The sequence below is a fragment of the Metabacillus rhizosphaerae genome (assembly GCF_037201795.1).
Lineage (GTDB): Bacteria > Bacillota > Bacilli > Bacillales > Bacillaceae > Metabacillus > Metabacillus rhizosphaerae.
The window spans coordinates 3,750,071-3,768,467 of record NZ_CP147403.1 but is presented as its reverse complement, the minus strand read 5'-3'; the positions used below and the strand labels follow the sequence as shown (position 1 = coordinate 3,768,467).

The 18,397-nt window shown below is 35.7% G+C and carries 12 protein-coding genes; 2 read left to right on the top strand and 10 right to left on the bottom strand.

The annotated features are described in order from the left end of the window. Positions 1-209: 209 nt before the first annotated feature. The 4 genes from WCV66_RS18405 to WCV66_RS18390 all read right to left on the bottom strand — a co-directional run bounded on the left by WCV66_RS18405 (position 210) and on the right by WCV66_RS18390 (position 3,850). Positions 210-632: a YfmQ family protein gene (locus WCV66_RS18405; RefSeq protein WP_338786442.1), complete on the bottom strand. Its 423-nt coding sequence runs from the start codon at positions 630-632 to the stop codon at positions 210-212. A 145-nt stretch (positions 633-777) separates the two neighbouring features. Continuing rightward, positions 778-2,220: a PLP-dependent aminotransferase family protein gene (locus tag WCV66_RS18400; protein WP_338786441.1), complete on the bottom strand. Its 1,443-nt coding sequence runs from the start codon at positions 2,218-2,220 to the stop codon at positions 778-780. 126 nt (positions 2,221-2,346) lie between these two features. Continuing rightward, positions 2,347-2,538, bottom strand: a complete 192-nt coding sequence (locus tag WCV66_RS18395; RefSeq protein WP_338786439.1) for a hypothetical protein — start codon at positions 2,536-2,538, stop codon at positions 2,347-2,349. A gap of 358 nt (positions 2,539-2,896) precedes the next feature. Next, complete coding sequence (locus WCV66_RS18390; RefSeq protein ID WP_066340678.1) at positions 2,897-3,850, bottom strand: ribose-phosphate diphosphokinase; 954 nt, start codon at positions 3,848-3,850, stop codon at positions 2,897-2,899. Between the two features lie 302 nt (positions 3,851-4,152). Between WCV66_RS18390 and WCV66_RS18385 the strand changes: the two genes are divergently transcribed. Continuing rightward, complete coding sequence (locus tag WCV66_RS18385; protein ID WP_338786438.1) at positions 4,153-4,368, top strand: hypothetical protein; 216 nt, start codon at positions 4,153-4,155, stop codon at positions 4,366-4,368. 216 nt (positions 4,369-4,584) lie between these two features. Here WCV66_RS18385 and WCV66_RS18380 read toward each other — a convergent pair whose 3' ends face one another. From WCV66_RS18380 to WCV66_RS18365, 4 genes are all read right to left on the bottom strand, one after another. Continuing rightward, positions 4,585-5,682, bottom strand: a complete 1,098-nt coding sequence (locus WCV66_RS18380; protein WP_338786437.1) for an alpha/beta hydrolase — start codon at positions 5,680-5,682, stop codon at positions 4,585-4,587. Positions 5,683-6,132: 450 nt separating this feature from the next. Next, complete coding sequence (locus WCV66_RS18375) at positions 6,133-7,455, bottom strand: hypothetical protein (protein ID WP_338786436.1); 1,323 nt, start codon at positions 7,453-7,455, stop codon at positions 6,133-6,135. Beyond that, positions 7,445-8,590 (bottom strand): DUF58 domain-containing protein, encoded by a 1,146-nt coding sequence (locus WCV66_RS18370; RefSeq protein WP_338786434.1) that lies wholly within the window; start codon positions 8,588-8,590, stop codon positions 7,445-7,447. The genes WCV66_RS18375 and WCV66_RS18370 overlap by 11 nt, the downstream gene beginning before the upstream one ends. Next, positions 8,587-9,561, bottom strand: a complete 975-nt coding sequence (locus WCV66_RS18365) for a MoxR family ATPase (protein ID WP_338786433.1) — start codon at positions 9,559-9,561, stop codon at positions 8,587-8,589. The genes WCV66_RS18370 and WCV66_RS18365 overlap by 4 nt, the downstream gene beginning before the upstream one ends. 304 nt (positions 9,562-9,865) lie before the next feature. On the opposite strand from WCV66_RS18365, the gene WCV66_RS18360 reads away from it, so the two are divergent. Next, entirely contained in the window at positions 9,866-10,012 is a 147-nt protein-coding gene (locus WCV66_RS18360) for a hypothetical protein (RefSeq protein ID WP_338786432.1), read from the top strand. 118 nt (positions 10,013-10,130) lie between these two features. Here the strand turns inward: WCV66_RS18360 and WCV66_RS18355 are convergent, their stop codons facing one another. Then, positions 10,131-12,422 carry an Ig-like domain-containing protein gene (locus WCV66_RS18355; RefSeq protein WP_338786431.1) on the bottom strand — a complete coding sequence of 764 codons (2,292 nt, stop codon included), beginning with the start codon at positions 12,420-12,422 and terminating at the stop codon, positions 10,131-10,133. A 110-nt stretch (positions 12,423-12,532) separates the two neighbouring features. Then, a complete protein-coding gene (gene pelA / locus WCV66_RS18350) occupies positions 12,533-17,782 on the bottom strand; it encodes a pectate lyase (protein ID WP_338786430.1) in 5,250 nt (1,749 codons plus the stop codon). Between the last annotated feature and the right edge of the window lie 615 nt (positions 17,783-18,397).

The following is an 18,397-nucleotide window of genomic DNA, read 5'->3' as shown; positions in this document are numbered from 1 at the left end:
ACATGAAAGGGTAAATGGATTAATTTTTGAATGTATTGTAATATTTTTCAAATCCTTCTTATTTATCAAAATTAAGTAACTAGAGCTTAATTACAATTTATCCAATATAAAAAACGTCACTTTAAGGTGACGCTCATACACTACATAACAGAACAGCTTAGAAAGGGGAATTTTATGAAAAGCGCTAGATTGGTATATCCGCTTACTGATTATGCTAAATCCTCTGTTACTACGAAAGAACGTTTTTGGAGGTTATCGGAACGCAGTCGATATGCGACTACTTTCTTCTTGTATGTCTTGACTACATCAACACGATCATTGTAAATGTACACGAATAACCTAACATTGTTTTTGCCTCTCGTAGTGTCAATGATCAATGGAGTTACACTGTTTTCTAAAGATGTGTAATATCGCTCTAAATATAATGCTTCGTTAAAATAATTAATAACTTGAATTTTGTCTGCACCTACCAAGTGTTTTCCATCGATGGTTACGGTGACAGTCTCGTTACTAAGTTTTTGATGCAATTCATACTTGCTGATTAGCCATTCCACAACACCGGTTGGAAGACAGGTCACTACTATTTTAAGTAAACCAGCTAGAATCAACAAAATTACAAAAGGCCAGGTCATTATTCTATCATCTCCGTTATAATTTAAATCAATTTTATAAGGTAATTCATATTAAGGATTCATTATCATAATAAAGAGTTTTATAAAGTAAGATCTTTCAGCTACCTCTCTCCACTCTAAGTGCCCCTCTATTTTTAATCATTAATTAACGGTCTTGTTTTAAATGATTAAGTGATTCAGCAAACCTTACGATCCCTTTACGAATCAAATCTAATTGTCCCCGTCCATATGTAAATCGTATAAAGCCTTTATTAGAACCTAAGATGCTTCCAGGGACAAAAGCAACTCCATTTTTGATCGATTCTTCAAGTAATTTATGCTCATTTATCGTTGGATCTACCTTACACCATAAGTGGATGCCTCCTTCTGGTGTTAGGAAATTCACCTGTTCCCCCATAATCTCCTTGAGACTTAAAACAAGCTCGTCTCTACGAAGTTTAAGTTGCTTTCGGATCATATTTATATGGGAATTGAAATATTCTGAACCCAAAAATTCATTTGCAATCCACTGCGGAAATACACTATGTCCAAAGTCTACCTGCTGTTTAGCATCCGCTAGACGTTGGATCACCTGTGGAGGGCCAATAATCCATCCAATTCTTAATCCCGAAGCAACAATTTTTGATAATGAACTTATATATAGGACATTTCCATTTTCATCAAGCGATTTAAGAGTCGGATTGACTTCGTTATTGTAGGAAGTCAAACTGTAAGGATCATCTTCAATGATAGGAATACCGTATTCAGTAGATATCTCCAAAAATTTCTTGCGTCTTGAAAGGCTGAGAATAGTTCCTGTTGGATTTTGATAATCTGGATTCAAAAAGACCATCCGAATGCGATGCTTTTTATACAATAAGAGCAAATCTTCAGGATTAGCACCGTTTTTATCAACTGGTAAAAGAAAAGTTCTTAATCCAGCAGATTGAAATAAAGGTAAAGAATACGTATATGATGGATCCTCGATTGCAACGGCATCCCCTGGTTTAAGCAAGCACTCTACAATTAAGTGAAGCGCTTGTTGTGCACCAGAAGTAATAAGAATGGAAGAAGTATCCGTTTCTATGTGTTTATTTTCTTTAACATGAGATACTAATGTTTTTCTAAGGTCATCATTTCCTTGTGGATGATCATAACCGAGGCTCCCTATGAAAGATTGAGTTGCCAAGATATTTTTAAAATGATTATCAGGCATTAACTCAGGTGCTAATTCTCCACTTGCTAAATTCACTAAATCATTTTTTTGAATTTCTGATCGAATTCTCTGTACTAGTGGAAGGTTTGGTAAAAATGAGCCATCCTCCACATAGCGACCCCAGTTTGGGATACGTTTATGGGAAATGCCCCAAATATCTGTACTTACCCTCGTTCCGCTGCCCTTCTTTCGCTCTACTATGCCAAGTGACTGTAATTCCTCATATGCAGACACAATTGTGCTGCGGTTTACATTCAACTCTTTTGCTAATGTTCGTTCAGAAGGTAAAACACTATCTGGAGAAAAATGACCAGAGGAAATCTCATGTTCGATATATTCAGCAATTTGTTTGTAGATAGGTTTTTTTTCTGTTCTGTCAGGTTTCCAATCCATTGTTTCCACCCTTGTCATTTTATCTATGTATAATTGCTAACCTTAAAAAAAGACAAATTAAAAATAAATATATAAAACCTTACACATTGTTTATTAGAAAGTGTAAGGTTTAATTTATCTCGTATTTTATCTAACAGTAATATAAACACCAACAGCGATTATTGATAAAAAGATCACAATAGCATAAATAGAAGTTAATCTTGTTACATTTCCTTTTGTTTTTTTATTATAATCTTTATCATTATCTTTTGCTGCAAGTATGGTACCTATTAATGCAGTAATAGCAAGAATAACAATTAATATAATAGCAATTGTCATTATTATATCCCCTTTATATATTAAGATAATCCATCGTAATTAAAAAAGACTATAGTTTAGTATAAATCTTAATCTAAATTGATTAACCATCCAATTGATAATTATCTATACCATCCACTTCGTATTATTTACTAGTATAATAATATGAACTCCCTCTTTAACTGATCAATTTCTTGATTGGAAGCACCGCTAAACATGTCCTTTCAAAATCAAAATGTTTATAAAAATACCAGGACAAAACAAAAAACTTCGAGGATTATCATCACATAATCCTCGAAGTTTTTTTGTTAACATATAAAAACGATAATGCATTAGAAAGCAATCATTGTTATTCGGTGGTGCCAAAATATTTCGGACATTATTGAACTAGTTCATCCACTGATTGTTTTTCATGGATACGTTTGATTGCTTCACTAATTAACGGAGCAACTGAAAGCTCAACTAACTTATCAATACGCTTCTCTTCAGGGAGTGTTATTGAGTCTGTTACAACTAGTTCTTTAATTTTAGAGTTCTGAATCCGCTCAATTGCTGGTCCTGATAAAACTGGATGTGTACAGCAAGCATATACTTCTTTTGCACCATTTTCTACAAGAGCGTTTGCTGCTAATGTAATTGTACCTGCTGTGTCAATGATATCATCAATTAGAATTGCTGTTTTTCCTTCTATATTCCCAACAATATTCATCACTTCAACAACATTCGGTCTTGGGCGTCTTTTGTCAATAATTGCAATAGGTGCTTTTAGCCTATCTGCTAATTTACGAGCACGAGTTACGCCGCCGTGATCTGGTGAAACGATGACAATATCATCTAATTGCTTATTTAGGAAATACTCTCCCAAAATAGGAACACCCATAAGATGGTCAATTGGTATATCAAAGAATCCTTGAATTTGTGGTGCATGCAGGTCAAGTGCAATAACACGAGTTGACCCAGCAGTTTCAAGTAGATTTGCGATAAGTTTTGCTGTGATTGGCTCTCTTGCTCTTGCTTTACGATCTTGTCTAGCATAGCCATAGTATGGAATAACCAGGTTGATTGTTTTTGCTGAAGCACGCTTTAAAGCATCTACCATTATTAAAAGCTCCATTAAATGTTCATTTACTGGGGAGCTAATTGATTGAATAATATAAACCTCACAACCGCGAATACTTTCTTCAATATTAATTTGAATTTCTCCATCACTGAAGCGAGTAACAGAACACTTCCCTAAATCAACTCCAAGAATTTCGCCGATTTTTTTTGATAAAGCTGGGTCTGAGTTTAAGGAGAATATTTTTAAATTCGAATCTTCATAGTGCTTAGACATAATAAGGTGAAAACCTCCATAAGGTATTTTATATTTTAGCGATTTGCCTAATACTATTTTACACTATTAGCAAAACGTTCAATAGCTAGATCTTAATAAATATTACTATAAATATTATAAAAAGGAATTTTTTTATCTATATCAGATCTCCATATCCAAAATCTGAGGGTTATATATAAATGTTTTATGACTGCGGTCTAAATCTATGTATTACCCAATATTTTATAAAGAGATGAAAAATGTCTTACCAACCTCATCCTCTTTTTTAAATATAAATATTAATGGAATGGAGTGATCTAAAGGTGTATGTAATTCATTTTATTGAAAATAATTCAGTGCAATTAGTTCAGTTAGTCAACAATATTCCTTCTGTGGATGAAAATATAAAAATTAAAGGTCGCAAAGGGAAGGTTTTAAGTGTTAAGACAATTGAAGAAAACAAAGTTCATGTTAACGTCTTGTTTGAAAAGGTGAATAAAAACCAACCAAATATAAAAGATACGAAGAAAAAGCGATAACTAATCTTATTATGTTACGATCCTTAAAAATACTCCCTTTCCATCATTAAATTATAAACCACTCCCAATCTGGGAAATTCTTTAGATAATTGATAGCGAAAATTTTCAAGCTTTTAAGGAAATAAGAGATGACCGAAGTAGCGGGTGAAAGTCATCTCTTATTTTGTCATTTGAGAAAATGAGTTGCATTGATAAAACGTTAATTGTTACACTTTTTTACCAGGATTCAAACTTGGTTAATGCTTGTTTTCCGAGTAAATAGCCGCCTATTGCGTATGCCTCTCCTCGCTCCTGAATGGCTTCAAGAGTCTTTTGGTGTTCATATATTTGTAAGTCATATGGGGTGTATGCAATCTCTTCACTAAACGCTTTATTCAAATAAATGGCTGCCTCTTGTAACGCATGATTTCCCCGATCCATGACCTCATAAAAAGACACAAATCCATGCATAACACCATTATAGCGGATAGATTTAACTGGTACACCGTATTCTGATAACCTTTTACCGTAGGCTTCTCCTTCATCACGTAATGGATCAAACTCGGCTGTAATAATAAGTGCGGGAGGAAGGTTAGAAAGATTGTCTGCTTGTAAAGGGGATGTATATGGGTTAGACCACATTTCCTTGTTTGGCGTATAATACTTTCGTGCTTTTAACATAACGTTTCTTGAGATTAAATAATAACCACTGTCGTACATTTCTCTAGAATTAAACGCAACATCTTTGAATGTCGTAAGTGGATAAAAGAGTGCTTGAGCAGTTATGGCAGGCCCTTTACGATCACGTGCCATCATGGCAACTACAGTGGCTATATTACCTCCTGCACTGTCCCCTACAATAGCAACCTTGTTTGGATTGCCATTATACGTCTTGGCATTTTCTACAGCCCAAAGTAAGGCTTCATAACTATCCTCTGTGGCTGTCGGAAATGGATGTTCTGGTGCAAGACGATAACCAACAGAAATGACAACACTACCTGTTTTATTGGCAAGAGCTCGAACAATATTATCATGGGTATTGATATCCCCATACCCTTCTAAAAATGCACCACCGTGGTAATAGATGATAATTGGATGTGGTCCAGAAATCTTTGGTTCATATATACGAATTGGTATTTCTGCTCCATCTGACATGGGGATGTACTTTGTCTCTCGGTTATAACTTGAGGTTCCTGATGCCGTTAAAAATTTTGGTGGCTTCATACCAGATGTAACAAGGTTTTTATCCACTGCATGTAACAACACAGCTGTTTTTGCTGGTACTTTTCCAGCTTCTGTATGACTCCATTGTTCAACAACAACAATTATCATCATACAACATAATATCACCACTGCAATAAACGTGAGGATGAAGCTTTTTATTTGTTTTTTCATGTCTTTAGCTGTTAAAAGCCATACCCTCCTTTATATAATTATGTTTTTAATAGTTTGGATGGATAATGAATAGAATGAATGACTAGCACTTTCATGTCTAATTTAGACTCTATTCCTTTAACCAGTTTGAAAAAGGGAGATTCGTATCGTGTTCTCTTCCTTAAAAACCTTAAACATGCGTCTGTTCATATTATACTAGAATCCTCAATTTCCGTGGCCTCTTTTAGACTATCACCATATATTACCTTGATTGGTTATCTCCTTTATCTCTTATTAGTTAAGACGATGATGAAACTATATATTCATATTTTCAAAATGATAAAAGCCTGACTTGATGTTTAATCACATGCAAGTCAGGCTTAACTCCCTTTAGGACTATTAATATAAAATTTAATCTTTCTTTATTGATTTCAAAAGTAATGAAACCTCCTCAAGTTCGTGCAAACTTAAGTCCTGTTTCCCATATCTTGCTTTACCATAGGATTTTAATAAGATTTTTAGCTCATTTTGATTTTGATTTTTATTTACTTCACTTATAATCTCGTATGGTGTATGTGACACTTTTAAGATAAATCCTTGCTTAACTTTATTTTCAACCAATAGCCGATAAACATAGCGGACTTTCTCGCGGTCGGATAAATCTTCCCACTTTGGTTTACGATTGAATAAGTGAAAAATCAATTCCTTTGTTTGATTTTTCTTATCATGACCCCATTTTTTTATATTAATAAGACTTTCCTTTTCGTCAAAATATTGGATTCCATCCTCTTGTTCGCGGTGACCTAAATGAAAGATTTGGTTTAAGAAATTTAAAACCCATTTCAAACCCTTTTTAAGAAAATAACCTAATTTCTTCCCAGCAAAAATGATGAGAGCGACACTAACAATGAGTGCTAATGAATAAAATGTAAACTGCATAATTTTATCCAAAATGACAGCAATTGTGGAAGGCTCTCCTCCCTCTAGAACCGGCGTGGCTGATTCAGCAGGTGGAGGTGCGCTTTCAATAGGCTCATTATTTTCAAAGATGGATAGGATTGAGAGAATCGTAGATATAATTGCTACAGTAGCTTTGTAAAGGAATAATTGGATAAGCTTAAAGTTGGTTATGACAGCAATTATACTAATGAAAATTAAAATATAGGCTTGGTTTTTACGTTTAATTGAGCCATTCACAAACGGTTTTTTTTGTTTTGATAAGGTTGAAGATGTTAATGAATTACTATTAGAAGTGAATAAAGTGATTACGACCAGTAGAAGGCCAGTCCATGTGATGAATTTAAGATATGGAGATAAGTGATCTATAAATCGATACACAAAGTAAGCTAAAAAGTATATAGGAAACCCAATCATCCATAGTTTAGGAAAAGAAAATAATTTATCTATTTCCCGTTCTGCATATAGGATACTACGGTAAAAAATGATGCAATTACAAATAAAAACAACTAAATAAGATAACAGATTATCATAAAAGAGAATAGCAGAACATGCACTTATGAGAATAGTAAATACAAGATAGAACATTCGTTTTTTATCTTGGACAAATACCCTAAATAAGTAACCGAAAATAAATAGAATCGGCAAATGTGCAATCCAAAGTAGAGGTCTGGGAACAAAATATATGCCAAGTAATAGAACTAGTGGGAAGATAAGAATGAATTCACTCATTCCTAATATCCATTTCTCTAAAATTGCTCGGGCTTTATTGGGCATAATATTCACCCTCCCCCTGAATGTCTTTATTATCATTAGGCTGGTCAGTTAGCATTAATATTTCAATTTTGTTACCTTGAGTTTCAAGTATTCGGATATTATCTTGGATATTTGCTGTTAATAGTGAAGTAATTATTAGAATATCTGCATTTTTACGGTTTATCATATCTTCCATTAAAAATCGATTAAAGCTCATACTTCTATCCATGCTTAGTTTGGCCATTGTATCGTATAACTGTGTTAGTTGATGTTTCCCATTCTTCGGCTCAATGCGTACAGATTCCTTTATATTATTTTCTAATGCTTGCCCAAATGGTTCAACAAAATAGGAGTTACATCCAAATCCTGTGTTTATTCCTTTCGATATTGAATGTTGTGCGATGGAAGCAGCATAAGATAAACCCTTTTCAATTAATGTTGTGTTTTGAATAGGCATCCAAATATCCTCTGTTTCATCAAAGTTTAGATAAATCATTAGGTGGTGGTCAGCCGTGTAATCCCTTTTACTAACTTGTAAGCTTCCTGTCCGAGCTGTTGCTTTCCAATTTACAGAATTCATTGAGTCACCATATGAATATTCTCGTACGCCAGCAATAACAAAAGGATCGTCAATAATCCACCTTCTCACCATAATATCGCCAAGCCAACTATGAGAAGGTAAAGGTATGTCTTCGATTGGAATGATTTCAGGATACACCGTTACGGTTGCTTTAGCGTTAAAGTTATCAAAGCTCTCACTGAAACCAAGTACATCTCCAAGTGTCAAAGATATTGTTTTAAGTTCATAATATCCCCGTTTCATACAGCATACTTTATGTCTTCTTGTTATTTTTTGATAGGGCAACAGGCTAAATAATGTTCTATGAAATTCTTCCCTTAGTTCCCCAGTTGATTGATCTTGTTTTCCTAAAAATTTTAAATTTTGATCAATTTTTGATTCTAATCGTAACCATGGAATTGGAAGAAGTTTATTATTTGAGATTTCATCGATCATTTCTATCTCTTCCCCAGCGAACACTGTATCTTTATTAAAAAAACGTTTGTATTGTAAACGAACTAAGCCCCATTTATTAAAAATAAAGCTTTGAATCAAACTAATTAGGCATGTAATAAAAATAAACCAGGCAATACTCATCTATGAATGATCCCTTTCAAAAGTTCTTCCTCTGCAGGAACTGGTACCGCTTCCAATATTTCATCTAATATCATATCAACTTGATCAATCTTTGATCTCAGCATAGAATTTAATAGAATTCTGTGACCTAAAACCGGTTTAACCATTGCCTTTACATCATCAGGACTTACATAATCACGGTCTTTAAGAATTGCATAAACTTGGACAGCTTTTAACAATGCTTGGCTCCCACGAGGACTAATTCCTAATTCAATCGCTTGATGGTTTCTAGTTTTTTCTACTATATTCATGATGTATTGGAGAATATCTTCATTTACATAAATTTTAGAATATAGGTCTTGAGCAGCAACAATATCCTCCCTATTTATGACAGGGTTCATCTCTTCAAGCGGATTATTTTCTTTAAAACGCTTTAAAATATTTATTCCTTCTTGCTTGGATGGATAGCCTAACTTTACCTTTATTAAAAAGCGATCGAGTTGTGCTTCGGGTAATGGGAAGGTTCCTTGGTTTTCAACAGGATTTTGCGTAGCAATCACCATAAATGGACGATCTAATACATGTGTTTTACCGTCAATTGTTGCCTGTCTTTCCTCCATACACTCCAGTAAACTAGATTGTGTTCTTGGGGTTGCCCGATTTATTTCGTCTGCTAGGACAATATTCGAAAAAATCGGTCCTGATCGAAATTCAAATTCCCCCTTCTTTTGATTGTAAAAATTAATACCTGTCACATCGGTAGGTAATAAATCTGGTGTGAATTGAATCCGTTTAAATGAGCAATCCAAGGATTTAGCCATCGTTTTTGCTAATAAAGTCTTTCCTGTTCCTGGGACATCCTCCAATAGAACATGTCCAGATGAGATTAAGGCAACAAGAAGCTGGTCGATCTGCTCCTCTTTCCCGATTACAACTTTTTGGATGTTCTCTTTTACTTTGGATGCTATTCCTTGTATATAATTTAGGTTCATTTCGCTTTTCCCCTTTTCTTTTAACATGGTGTCCCTCACGAATGTAATCATAATAAGCACACTTATTGAATTTGACGTAATCTTCTGATTTCCTTTCGGTAATGGGATATTCTTTCGGAAAATTGTAAATAAAGATCGTGAACGAGTGGGAATAAATACTGAAGAACAGATAATATGTAAGCTGCTCCGTTACTCTGTTGATTTATTAATGCAAACCTTTCATTCAATTTATAAAAAAACGATAAATATTTTCATGAAAATAACCAATCCTATTTATGATAAATAGGAAAAGGAGAATGATAAAATGGGTAACCAAAGTGATGGTCGTCAAATTCGTTCAAGAAGTGAAAAAAGAGCAATTGAAAACGGACAAGATGTTGAAGTGAAGGAATTTTCCAGAGGAAACGGAAGTCAAAACAACAGAATTCCGAATAAAAATAAAAATTCTTAAAGCTATTGTATCCTATGGCAAAAGACTGAACCCTGTATTTATTCAGAGTTCAGTCTTTTTAGGCATATTTCAGTCTTTCTTCTAGTTACCCAGTTAAAATGTTTGGCGCCAACTCAACCTATTTACCTATTTTACTTATATCTCCTATAAGCGAAATGTTAGAAAAAGTGGCTGTATTATAATTTGCAATTTGACTCGTATTTTTAGCACCATCTACCGCAAATCCTATATACACATCTTCACCCATTTTGATTTCTTTTCGACCAACTTCTGTCCAATTTTCTCCATCTTCTGAAGCATACCCTATTAATAGATCACCATTTCTTATAATTTTTAACCAGTAAGGCAGTGTTGTCCCATTAAGGGATGGTAAGCCAATTTCCTCAGGTCGATCGTTTTCACCTGGTGCAAGAATTGGCTCGCCGTTATTAGTTCGCGTAGAAAAATGGACTGAATAAGGTGTATCCTGTTTATCAGCTTTCACTACCGACGTACTGATGATCGCTGTAGCTGCATCTTTTTCAAGACTATCACGTATCATTAGGCCCGAAATAGCATTGTTGTCAACCTTTGTTAGTGAATCTATTCTTGCTACCAGTTCTGCGTCTCCTGTTACTTCCTTAAAGGCAAAATGAAAGGCGTCAACTCTTTGATCAATGCGACCTGAGCCTTTGACTGTAAGTCCTTCATTCGTCTTAGTTGTGATACCTTTTATTTGTACTTTTCCAATATCTTTTGCGGTCCAATCTCTTGATTGATTTACTGTATTAATATGAATTGGCATAGAGGTTGTCTGTGTAGCATTTCCGTTTTTGTCAATTGCTTTTGCTGTTATATACCATGTACCATCAGGGGCATTTTTCCAGTAAAAATCAAATGTACCATTTGAAGATTCTCCAATCTTTTCATCATTACGATAATATTCGACTTTGGAAATAGTTCGTTTATCCTTTAGCTTAACTTTCATTCTCACGGTAGAACCTGCTTTATAAATACCGTTCATTTTAGGTGATAGAAGGTCTATCTCTGGATTATCAGCTTGCTTATCTATTAAAACAAGTGAGTTTAAATATAATTCTAAATTCGAATAACCTGATGCTGTAATGTCCTTCCCATCAGCAATATCGTTAGGATTTAATCCTTTGGCTTCTTCCCATAAATTCGGTATCCCATCATGGTCTGTATCAATTGGTGCTTTGGCCGATTTCAATTCAGGATAACCGCCTACTTCCCATTCATTATTAATTAATCTACCGGTGCCGTTTTTAACATCATTAACAATACGCGCATCCACGGCATCTCTACGCGGATATGTTGCACCTGATTTTTTAAGTACCTCTTCATAGGCTTTCTCAGCAGGCTTTTTGTTTAATGTATCGTGCCCAAGCACTTCATAAGGAGAGTCGGAAAAAACGGTACCATCTTTGATTTCTTCCATTCCTAACGTATTATCTTCTGTTACAGCCTTATTTCCATACATATAGTTACCTTTCACATAAAACCAGCTAGACCTGCCGTTTTGACCAGGGCTAACCACACGCTTAATTACTTTTTCGTGAGTAGCTGGTCCTGGCTTATAATAATTATTGATCATATTATTCTCCTGATCATTCCCACCATAGGTAGAGTTAAATCCCCAATTATAAATGACATTGTTGACCATATCTGTACTAGAAATCGGATGTAGTTTATTTCCTGAATTCCCTAGTGCAGGAAGGCGACTTGTATGGCTAGCAATTAAGTTATTGGCAAAAGTGGCATTCTCACCGCCCCATATTCCACCATAACCATGTCTTCCTTTCACATGACCTGAGATATACAAACTCTCACTAATTATGCTCCATTGTAGTGTTGTATTTTCATTTCGATAAAAAGACAGTGTTTCATCAACAGACCAGCTAGTTGAAATATGATCCACCATCGCATTCTTGACATCACGTCCACCAAACGCATCAGGCTCTGACTCAATATTTGTGCTACCAGGTCTAAATCTCATATAGCGGACTATTATATTTTCAGAACCAGAGATATCGGTTCCAAAACCTGCAACAGCAATTCCATCACCTGGAGCTGTTTGACCAGCGATTGTTAAGTTTTTTTGTTTAATCTTCAAGCTTTGCTTAAGATGAATTGTACCAGATACTCGAAAGACGATAGTTCGATTTCCTTGACTAACTGCATCTCTTAATGTTCCTTTAATAGGAAGATCACCCTCACCGTAATCCTCTAAGGTCGTCACTTCATAAACGTCGTAGCCACGTCCACCACTTGTATACATTCCCCCTCCTTCAGCTCCTGGGAATGCTAGAACCTTGTTAGCTTCCGCTTGGCCTTCTTGAGGAATAAATGAAATTTCTAATAACCCAAATAATAATACTACCGTTGTTACCATGAGAGTAAACCTTTTCACTATTTATCCTCCTTAAGCAGACTGCCAGGTGGCAGCTCTGCTTTTTTTACAACAATCTATTTGTAAATTTGCATATGAAGGTCATAATGCCAACCTGAGAAAAAACTTTGTCATTCCTGTGCTGAAAAGCCATCTTCTACTTTAAATAAACTTCCTATTTTCAAAGATTCACCCGCCGCATTTTGCGAACGATCATCAACGACTTTCACATATACACGGTTTTCGTAATAACCTGTTGTATTTGTAACATCTAGTAATTTTTGTGGCCATTCTCCTGCCCAGCGGTAACCGTCTCTTCTTTCTTGTTCAATTTCTAGTATATTGTGTTTGATTAAACCATCTCTACCTGAAAAGATTGGACGATTGGTGCCGATCTCATAAAATCGATACCAAGTGTTGCTTGCTGAATCAGGATAAAAGTATTGTCCTGCAGGATCCCCTGAAACATACTTCATCTCTTCAATTTTCGCTTCTTCAAACCAGTTTATTGCACCATCGATTGCAGACTGAATTTCTATTGAAGGGTTTGGAAGTGACATCAAATACTGGACTACCCCAACTGATTCGGAACCTGAAAGAGATGGATGTTCATAGGAACGTGCTTCTTTTGGTTCGTACGTAACTGGATCATGTTGTGCACACCATGCTGTTAATTCACCATTCACCTTGATTTGGGATTTTAAAATATAATCCACTCCATGGTTTAATGAAAGGTTGGTCTGTTCTGAAAGCTCCTTATTAACAATGTCTGAATTAAATGGAAACTTCTTTTGCGAGACCATTGTTAGTACATTCATAACACGAACCATCGCATTATCGTTATACGTAACATAGTCCGAGTAGTTGCCTCTTGCAGGATATACTTGCGGCCATCCACCGCTATCATATTGAGCCTCAAGTAAATAATGGATACCTTTTAAAACAGAGTCTTTATATCGAATATCACCTGTTTCCTTATACATTAAAGCTAAGAAGAGTATCTCATTTGTTGTTGCATTATTATCAATGACACCCAATTCACCATGTTCAGGAGTATACATTTCGGATTTAGGTTCTTGACCATCCCAAGGTCGATTGTATTTATCCTCCATGTTTTTATACCATCCGCCATGATCCATTTGCCAGGATAATAGAGCATCAGCCTGTTTACGATCATTTTCTTTATTTCCGGTATAATAGGCAGCATTGAGGTACGGTATATCGTATGGATCTTCATTGAGTTGCTTCGTGATTGTACCATCCGTGTTAAATACTTCCTTGGTTTTAATAACAGCTACTGTTTGCTTGTCTTTATTAACTCTAGTGGAAATACTTTCCACTGTCATATTTGGTTTAAGATTGGGATCAAGATCAGCCCAATCGTTGGTTGCAGTCTGCAGTTCGATATCACTAGAATTGAAGTTTTTCAGTTTACTATTAAATGTTACTTCAACGGTATTCGGGCTTGTTGCTTCACTTTTAATGATGTTTATTGGTCCGTCTGGTACAGCATTCCCTTTCGGAACAATTTTGAAAACGACAGGTTCGGACTCATTTCCCGCAAGATCAACAGCAGTCAGCGTTATGGTATTTAATCCAGGTTCAAGATCTACATTTGAGTTAAAAGTATAATCCGCAGAGGCTTGTATTGCCTTCTTATTAACAAGTATAGTGCCAGCTTCACTTAACTTACCTGTTAGTGGAAACGGATTGTAAATCGTATTATAGTGATTTCCATTTTTCTCAAGCTTATGTTCATCTACTGTAATAACAGGTTTGACATGATCATAAACAACTTTTACGACAGATGGGATACTGCGATTTCCATCAGTATCACGCGCTTGAACGGTGATTATGTTCAATCCCTCATTTAATTGAACAGTTGTGTTAAATTTGAAGTCTTCTTGTAGTGAAATTTCCTTCTCATTAACTGAAACGATTGCTTCTTTGTTTACTATTCCTGTAATTGTAAATTCAGCTTTATTGACAAAAGCATCTTTCTGATCGATCGTAATAGTCGGTGGTGCTATATCTGATAATGGAATAATACCTATTCGAGTAGGGTCCCATCCATCCGTTCCTTTCAATATATTTTGAACAGTATATTGATTAGCTTCCTCTGGTGTTAATTGCTTTGTCCAAGGATCACGTTCTTTTGGGTTAGCCCCCACTCCTTTGCTATTATATTCTGAATACCTCGCTGTTTTTTCATTTCCTTCATTTCCCCAATTATCCCAACCATCAGATGCAATTGATGCATCGATCTCTGAATTGATAAAAGTAACAGATGAATATGGGCGCCAAGGTCTTCCGAAACGAACTCCTTCTACACCTTCGTCAGCAGTAATAGTAGAATTCAAAAAGACATATCCAAATTTACTGTCCTGAGGGGTGCTAGCCGCTGTTAGCATTCCACCATCACGTTTACTATGGATTTGGCAATCCTCAAATACTGCTGTTGCTGGACCGAAGATGAAATCGACATCACCTTCAATATAGCAGCCTTGATAATATTGTCTTGAGAGATGTGTATACAATGTATCTTGAAAACCTAAAAATTTTACGTTTTCAAAGTAGGCGCGATCACCCTGAACATACGCTGCAACCGCCTGACCTGTACCTTGTCCAGAATCATTCTGGATGGTTAAATTTTTAGCAATAAAATCATTTGAATAAATAAAAATACTTGAACTTTTCGAGGTGCCTAATGGATTGCCATCAGGACCTAGTGTGTTTGCATTATCACTATAAACAAGAACAGTACCTTCTTTACTTTCACCTACTAAACTAAGGTTTGTTTTACTCTTTGGTATCGTTATTTTTTCACGATATTCACCATCCTTTAGGTAAATCACATGCCGTTTAGAACTGTTATCAGGTGCAGCATCAATGGCTTCTTGAACGGTTTTAAAATCTCCACCCTCTTTTGCTACAATTGTTACCTTCGCAGGAGTAACGGCTATAGGAGAGGATTCGAAGCTTTCTCCCTTCTCATTTACAGCTGATATGACATAGTCATAGGTTTCACCATTTGTAACGTTGACATCTTGAAAACTAGTAAGATGAACATTAGTTGCAACTACTTCATATTCCCTGCTATCAAACGAACCACGTTTAATGTTATATGTGTCAGCCCCACTTATAGTAGACCATGTTAATATAACCTGGTTATCACCTGCAGTTGCTTCAATTCCACTTGGAATGGCTGGTACTCCATTCCCTGGCATACCAACTGCGCTTATAGGATTGGAATTTGTACTAGTAGTTGTTTCGTTTTTTGCAGCTACAACATAGTAATACCTCTCCCCATTTGATATTTCAGTATCAGTATAGTTCGTTTCCGTTACCCCACTTTTAATCATTTCATAGGACATTCCCTTTTCCTTACTGCGTAAGATTTGGTAGGATGTTGCCCCTTTAACTGATGCCCAATTGATTGTTACCTCTCCATGGCCATTACTTGCTGACAATCCGGTTGGAGCTTGAAGTGGAGTCACAGGTGACGCACTTACTTCTTTAGAATTCGTGCTCTCTCCTCCAATATTTTCTGCCGTTACAACATAATAATAATTCGTCCCATTTTCTAAACCAGTATCACGAAAGTTAGTTCCCTCAATATTGTCAGCAATTGTCTGATATGGTCCTTCTTTTTCTGTACTTCGTTTAATAGTATACGTTTCTTTTGGACCGGCATTATTTTCATCGATGCCAAGTGCCCATTTGACTGACTCATCAATCAACTTCCAACCGTTTTCTGTCACGAAACCTTCCTGGCCCGCAAATAAAAATGTAGCTACTTGACGTGCTGGTACTGGATCACCCTTCATATTTTTAGAACCCTTTTCATACGCAAAAATCGTTGCTTTGCTGTCATCATCTGCTGCAGTTGCAATCACGATCGCTTCATCAGAAGGTGCACCAAAATTGACTTTACCAGGTTGAGTGTAAACATCGATCATGCCACTTAGACCAGCAGCAAGTGGATGGTTACTCAATTTAATATTAAATGAGGTTTGGTTATCAAAGCTTCCAAATGCTCCAGAAGTAGATGCACTCAAACTGACATCATCTAAGACATAAGGTTCTGCATATATAACTGGTACAGGGGAATTCATGAATTTTTTCCCAATATAGCTTGAGCCTGAGGATTCTCCAATAAATACTAAATCATAAATAGGTGCATCTTCAGTTTTTACTTCGTTATCCTTTTTAAAAGAGACAGTGTATCCAAGTGATTCTAAATGATCAATCGTTTTTTCATCAGCAGTAGTCCCTGTACCCACAAATAAAATCGACTTTGTTTGACCAGATGTTTTCCAGCTCAAATCAATCTGACTATCTCTAGGGAGAACCGTTAGATCGATTGGAGGTAAAGGTGGATTTGGTATTTCAGTTGGTGTAACACTAACCTGGTTTGAAAGTTTACTTTCTCCGACTGAATTTACAGCAGAGACAACATAATAATAGGTTTTATTATTTACTAGCTTACTATCGACAAAGCGTGTCTCTGTTATGTTTGTAGCAATAACTTCATAGGGTCCGCCATTATTCGTACTTCTCTTGATATTATACGAAGAAGCACCTTTGGCAGGGATCCAATTTAGTTCAGCTACTTGATCACCGAATATTGCTGATAAGCCCTTTGGTGAATCAGTAGGTTCAACAAATACTTGTAGATTGTCCCAATACAAATCCCCAACAGATGATCCAGCCGTTTGCGCTTCAATTGCATCTAAACGATCAACTGCTTGGTAAAAGGGAATGTTACCTGTATATTTGCCATTAATATAGATGTCTGCTGAATCATTCACTACATCGACTAATAGTTTTAAGTGATACCATACATTTGATTCTAATGGAATATTATTCTCACCATCATAAGAGAGTTGTTTAAAAGCTCCATCACTCCCCTTATAACCAAGGTTTCCGCCTGAAACCTCAAGAATTATGCCTGATTTTCCATGTTCTTTATCTTCTAGTCGTAAGGGATATGAATTCCCTACTGCTTTTGGTTCCATCATAGTTAATTCAATTACAAAACTCCCAGCTTGTTGATCAAATGTTTTTGTAACAATTGTTCTAGCTCGTTTAGACGAACCACTATCATTATCAAATACTCGTAACCCTCTAGCAGAAGTGTTGCCTATAGAATCAACGGGTACATCGTCAACAAATACAGCGCTTGTTTCTTCAGTAACTCCCTCTTGTGAGGCACTATGAATATACCCAGCTGGTAAACTTCCAACTGTTTCATTCTCGAAATCATCACTAATAATAGAATTTACAGCTGGTTGATCAACTGTTGCTGCGAAGCTTACTCCACTCTGAAAAATTGGAAATAGTAGTATTAAGCATAAAAATACACACATAAATTTTTTCATTCATTTCCTCCCTTATTCATACCGTTCGACTTTTTACTTCTGATTTAATTCGTTAGCACGTCATCTATTCATATTTATAAGTGACGAGTTTGGAATTTACCCCCTTCCTTCATCATAAAGCCTTCTGTTATATTTCCTGGCTTCTTCCTACAATACCAAGTTAAGTTATTCTCTAGCATTACGTATACAATCATGCTGTAAGAAACATACTATTAAGTTATTTGGAAAACGCTTACAAAAACATATCTGATATAAAGATTACTTTTTCATATAAATGATTATTGTACATTCTTCTTGTTGTCTAGAATGCTTGTTACACTCGAACCTTTCTACGATATTTGTAATTCACAAAATAGGAGCCTAGGCAGACGGGCAGAGGATGGGCACACAAAAAGATTTTTGTCCTTAGCTATCAGTATGTTGCTGTAGGTAACCTAGGAGACTCGACAATAATCCCTGGTAGGTATTAATAAAATACTACAAGAAAGAAACCCCTTGTCTCATCATCTAAAGACAAAGGGTTTCTTGTGATCTATTTAACTATTTTTTGATTTAAATCACCAGAAAGTCTAACAAGTCTTTCATTTGTTTCAAAACAACATCTCCAGGCTTATT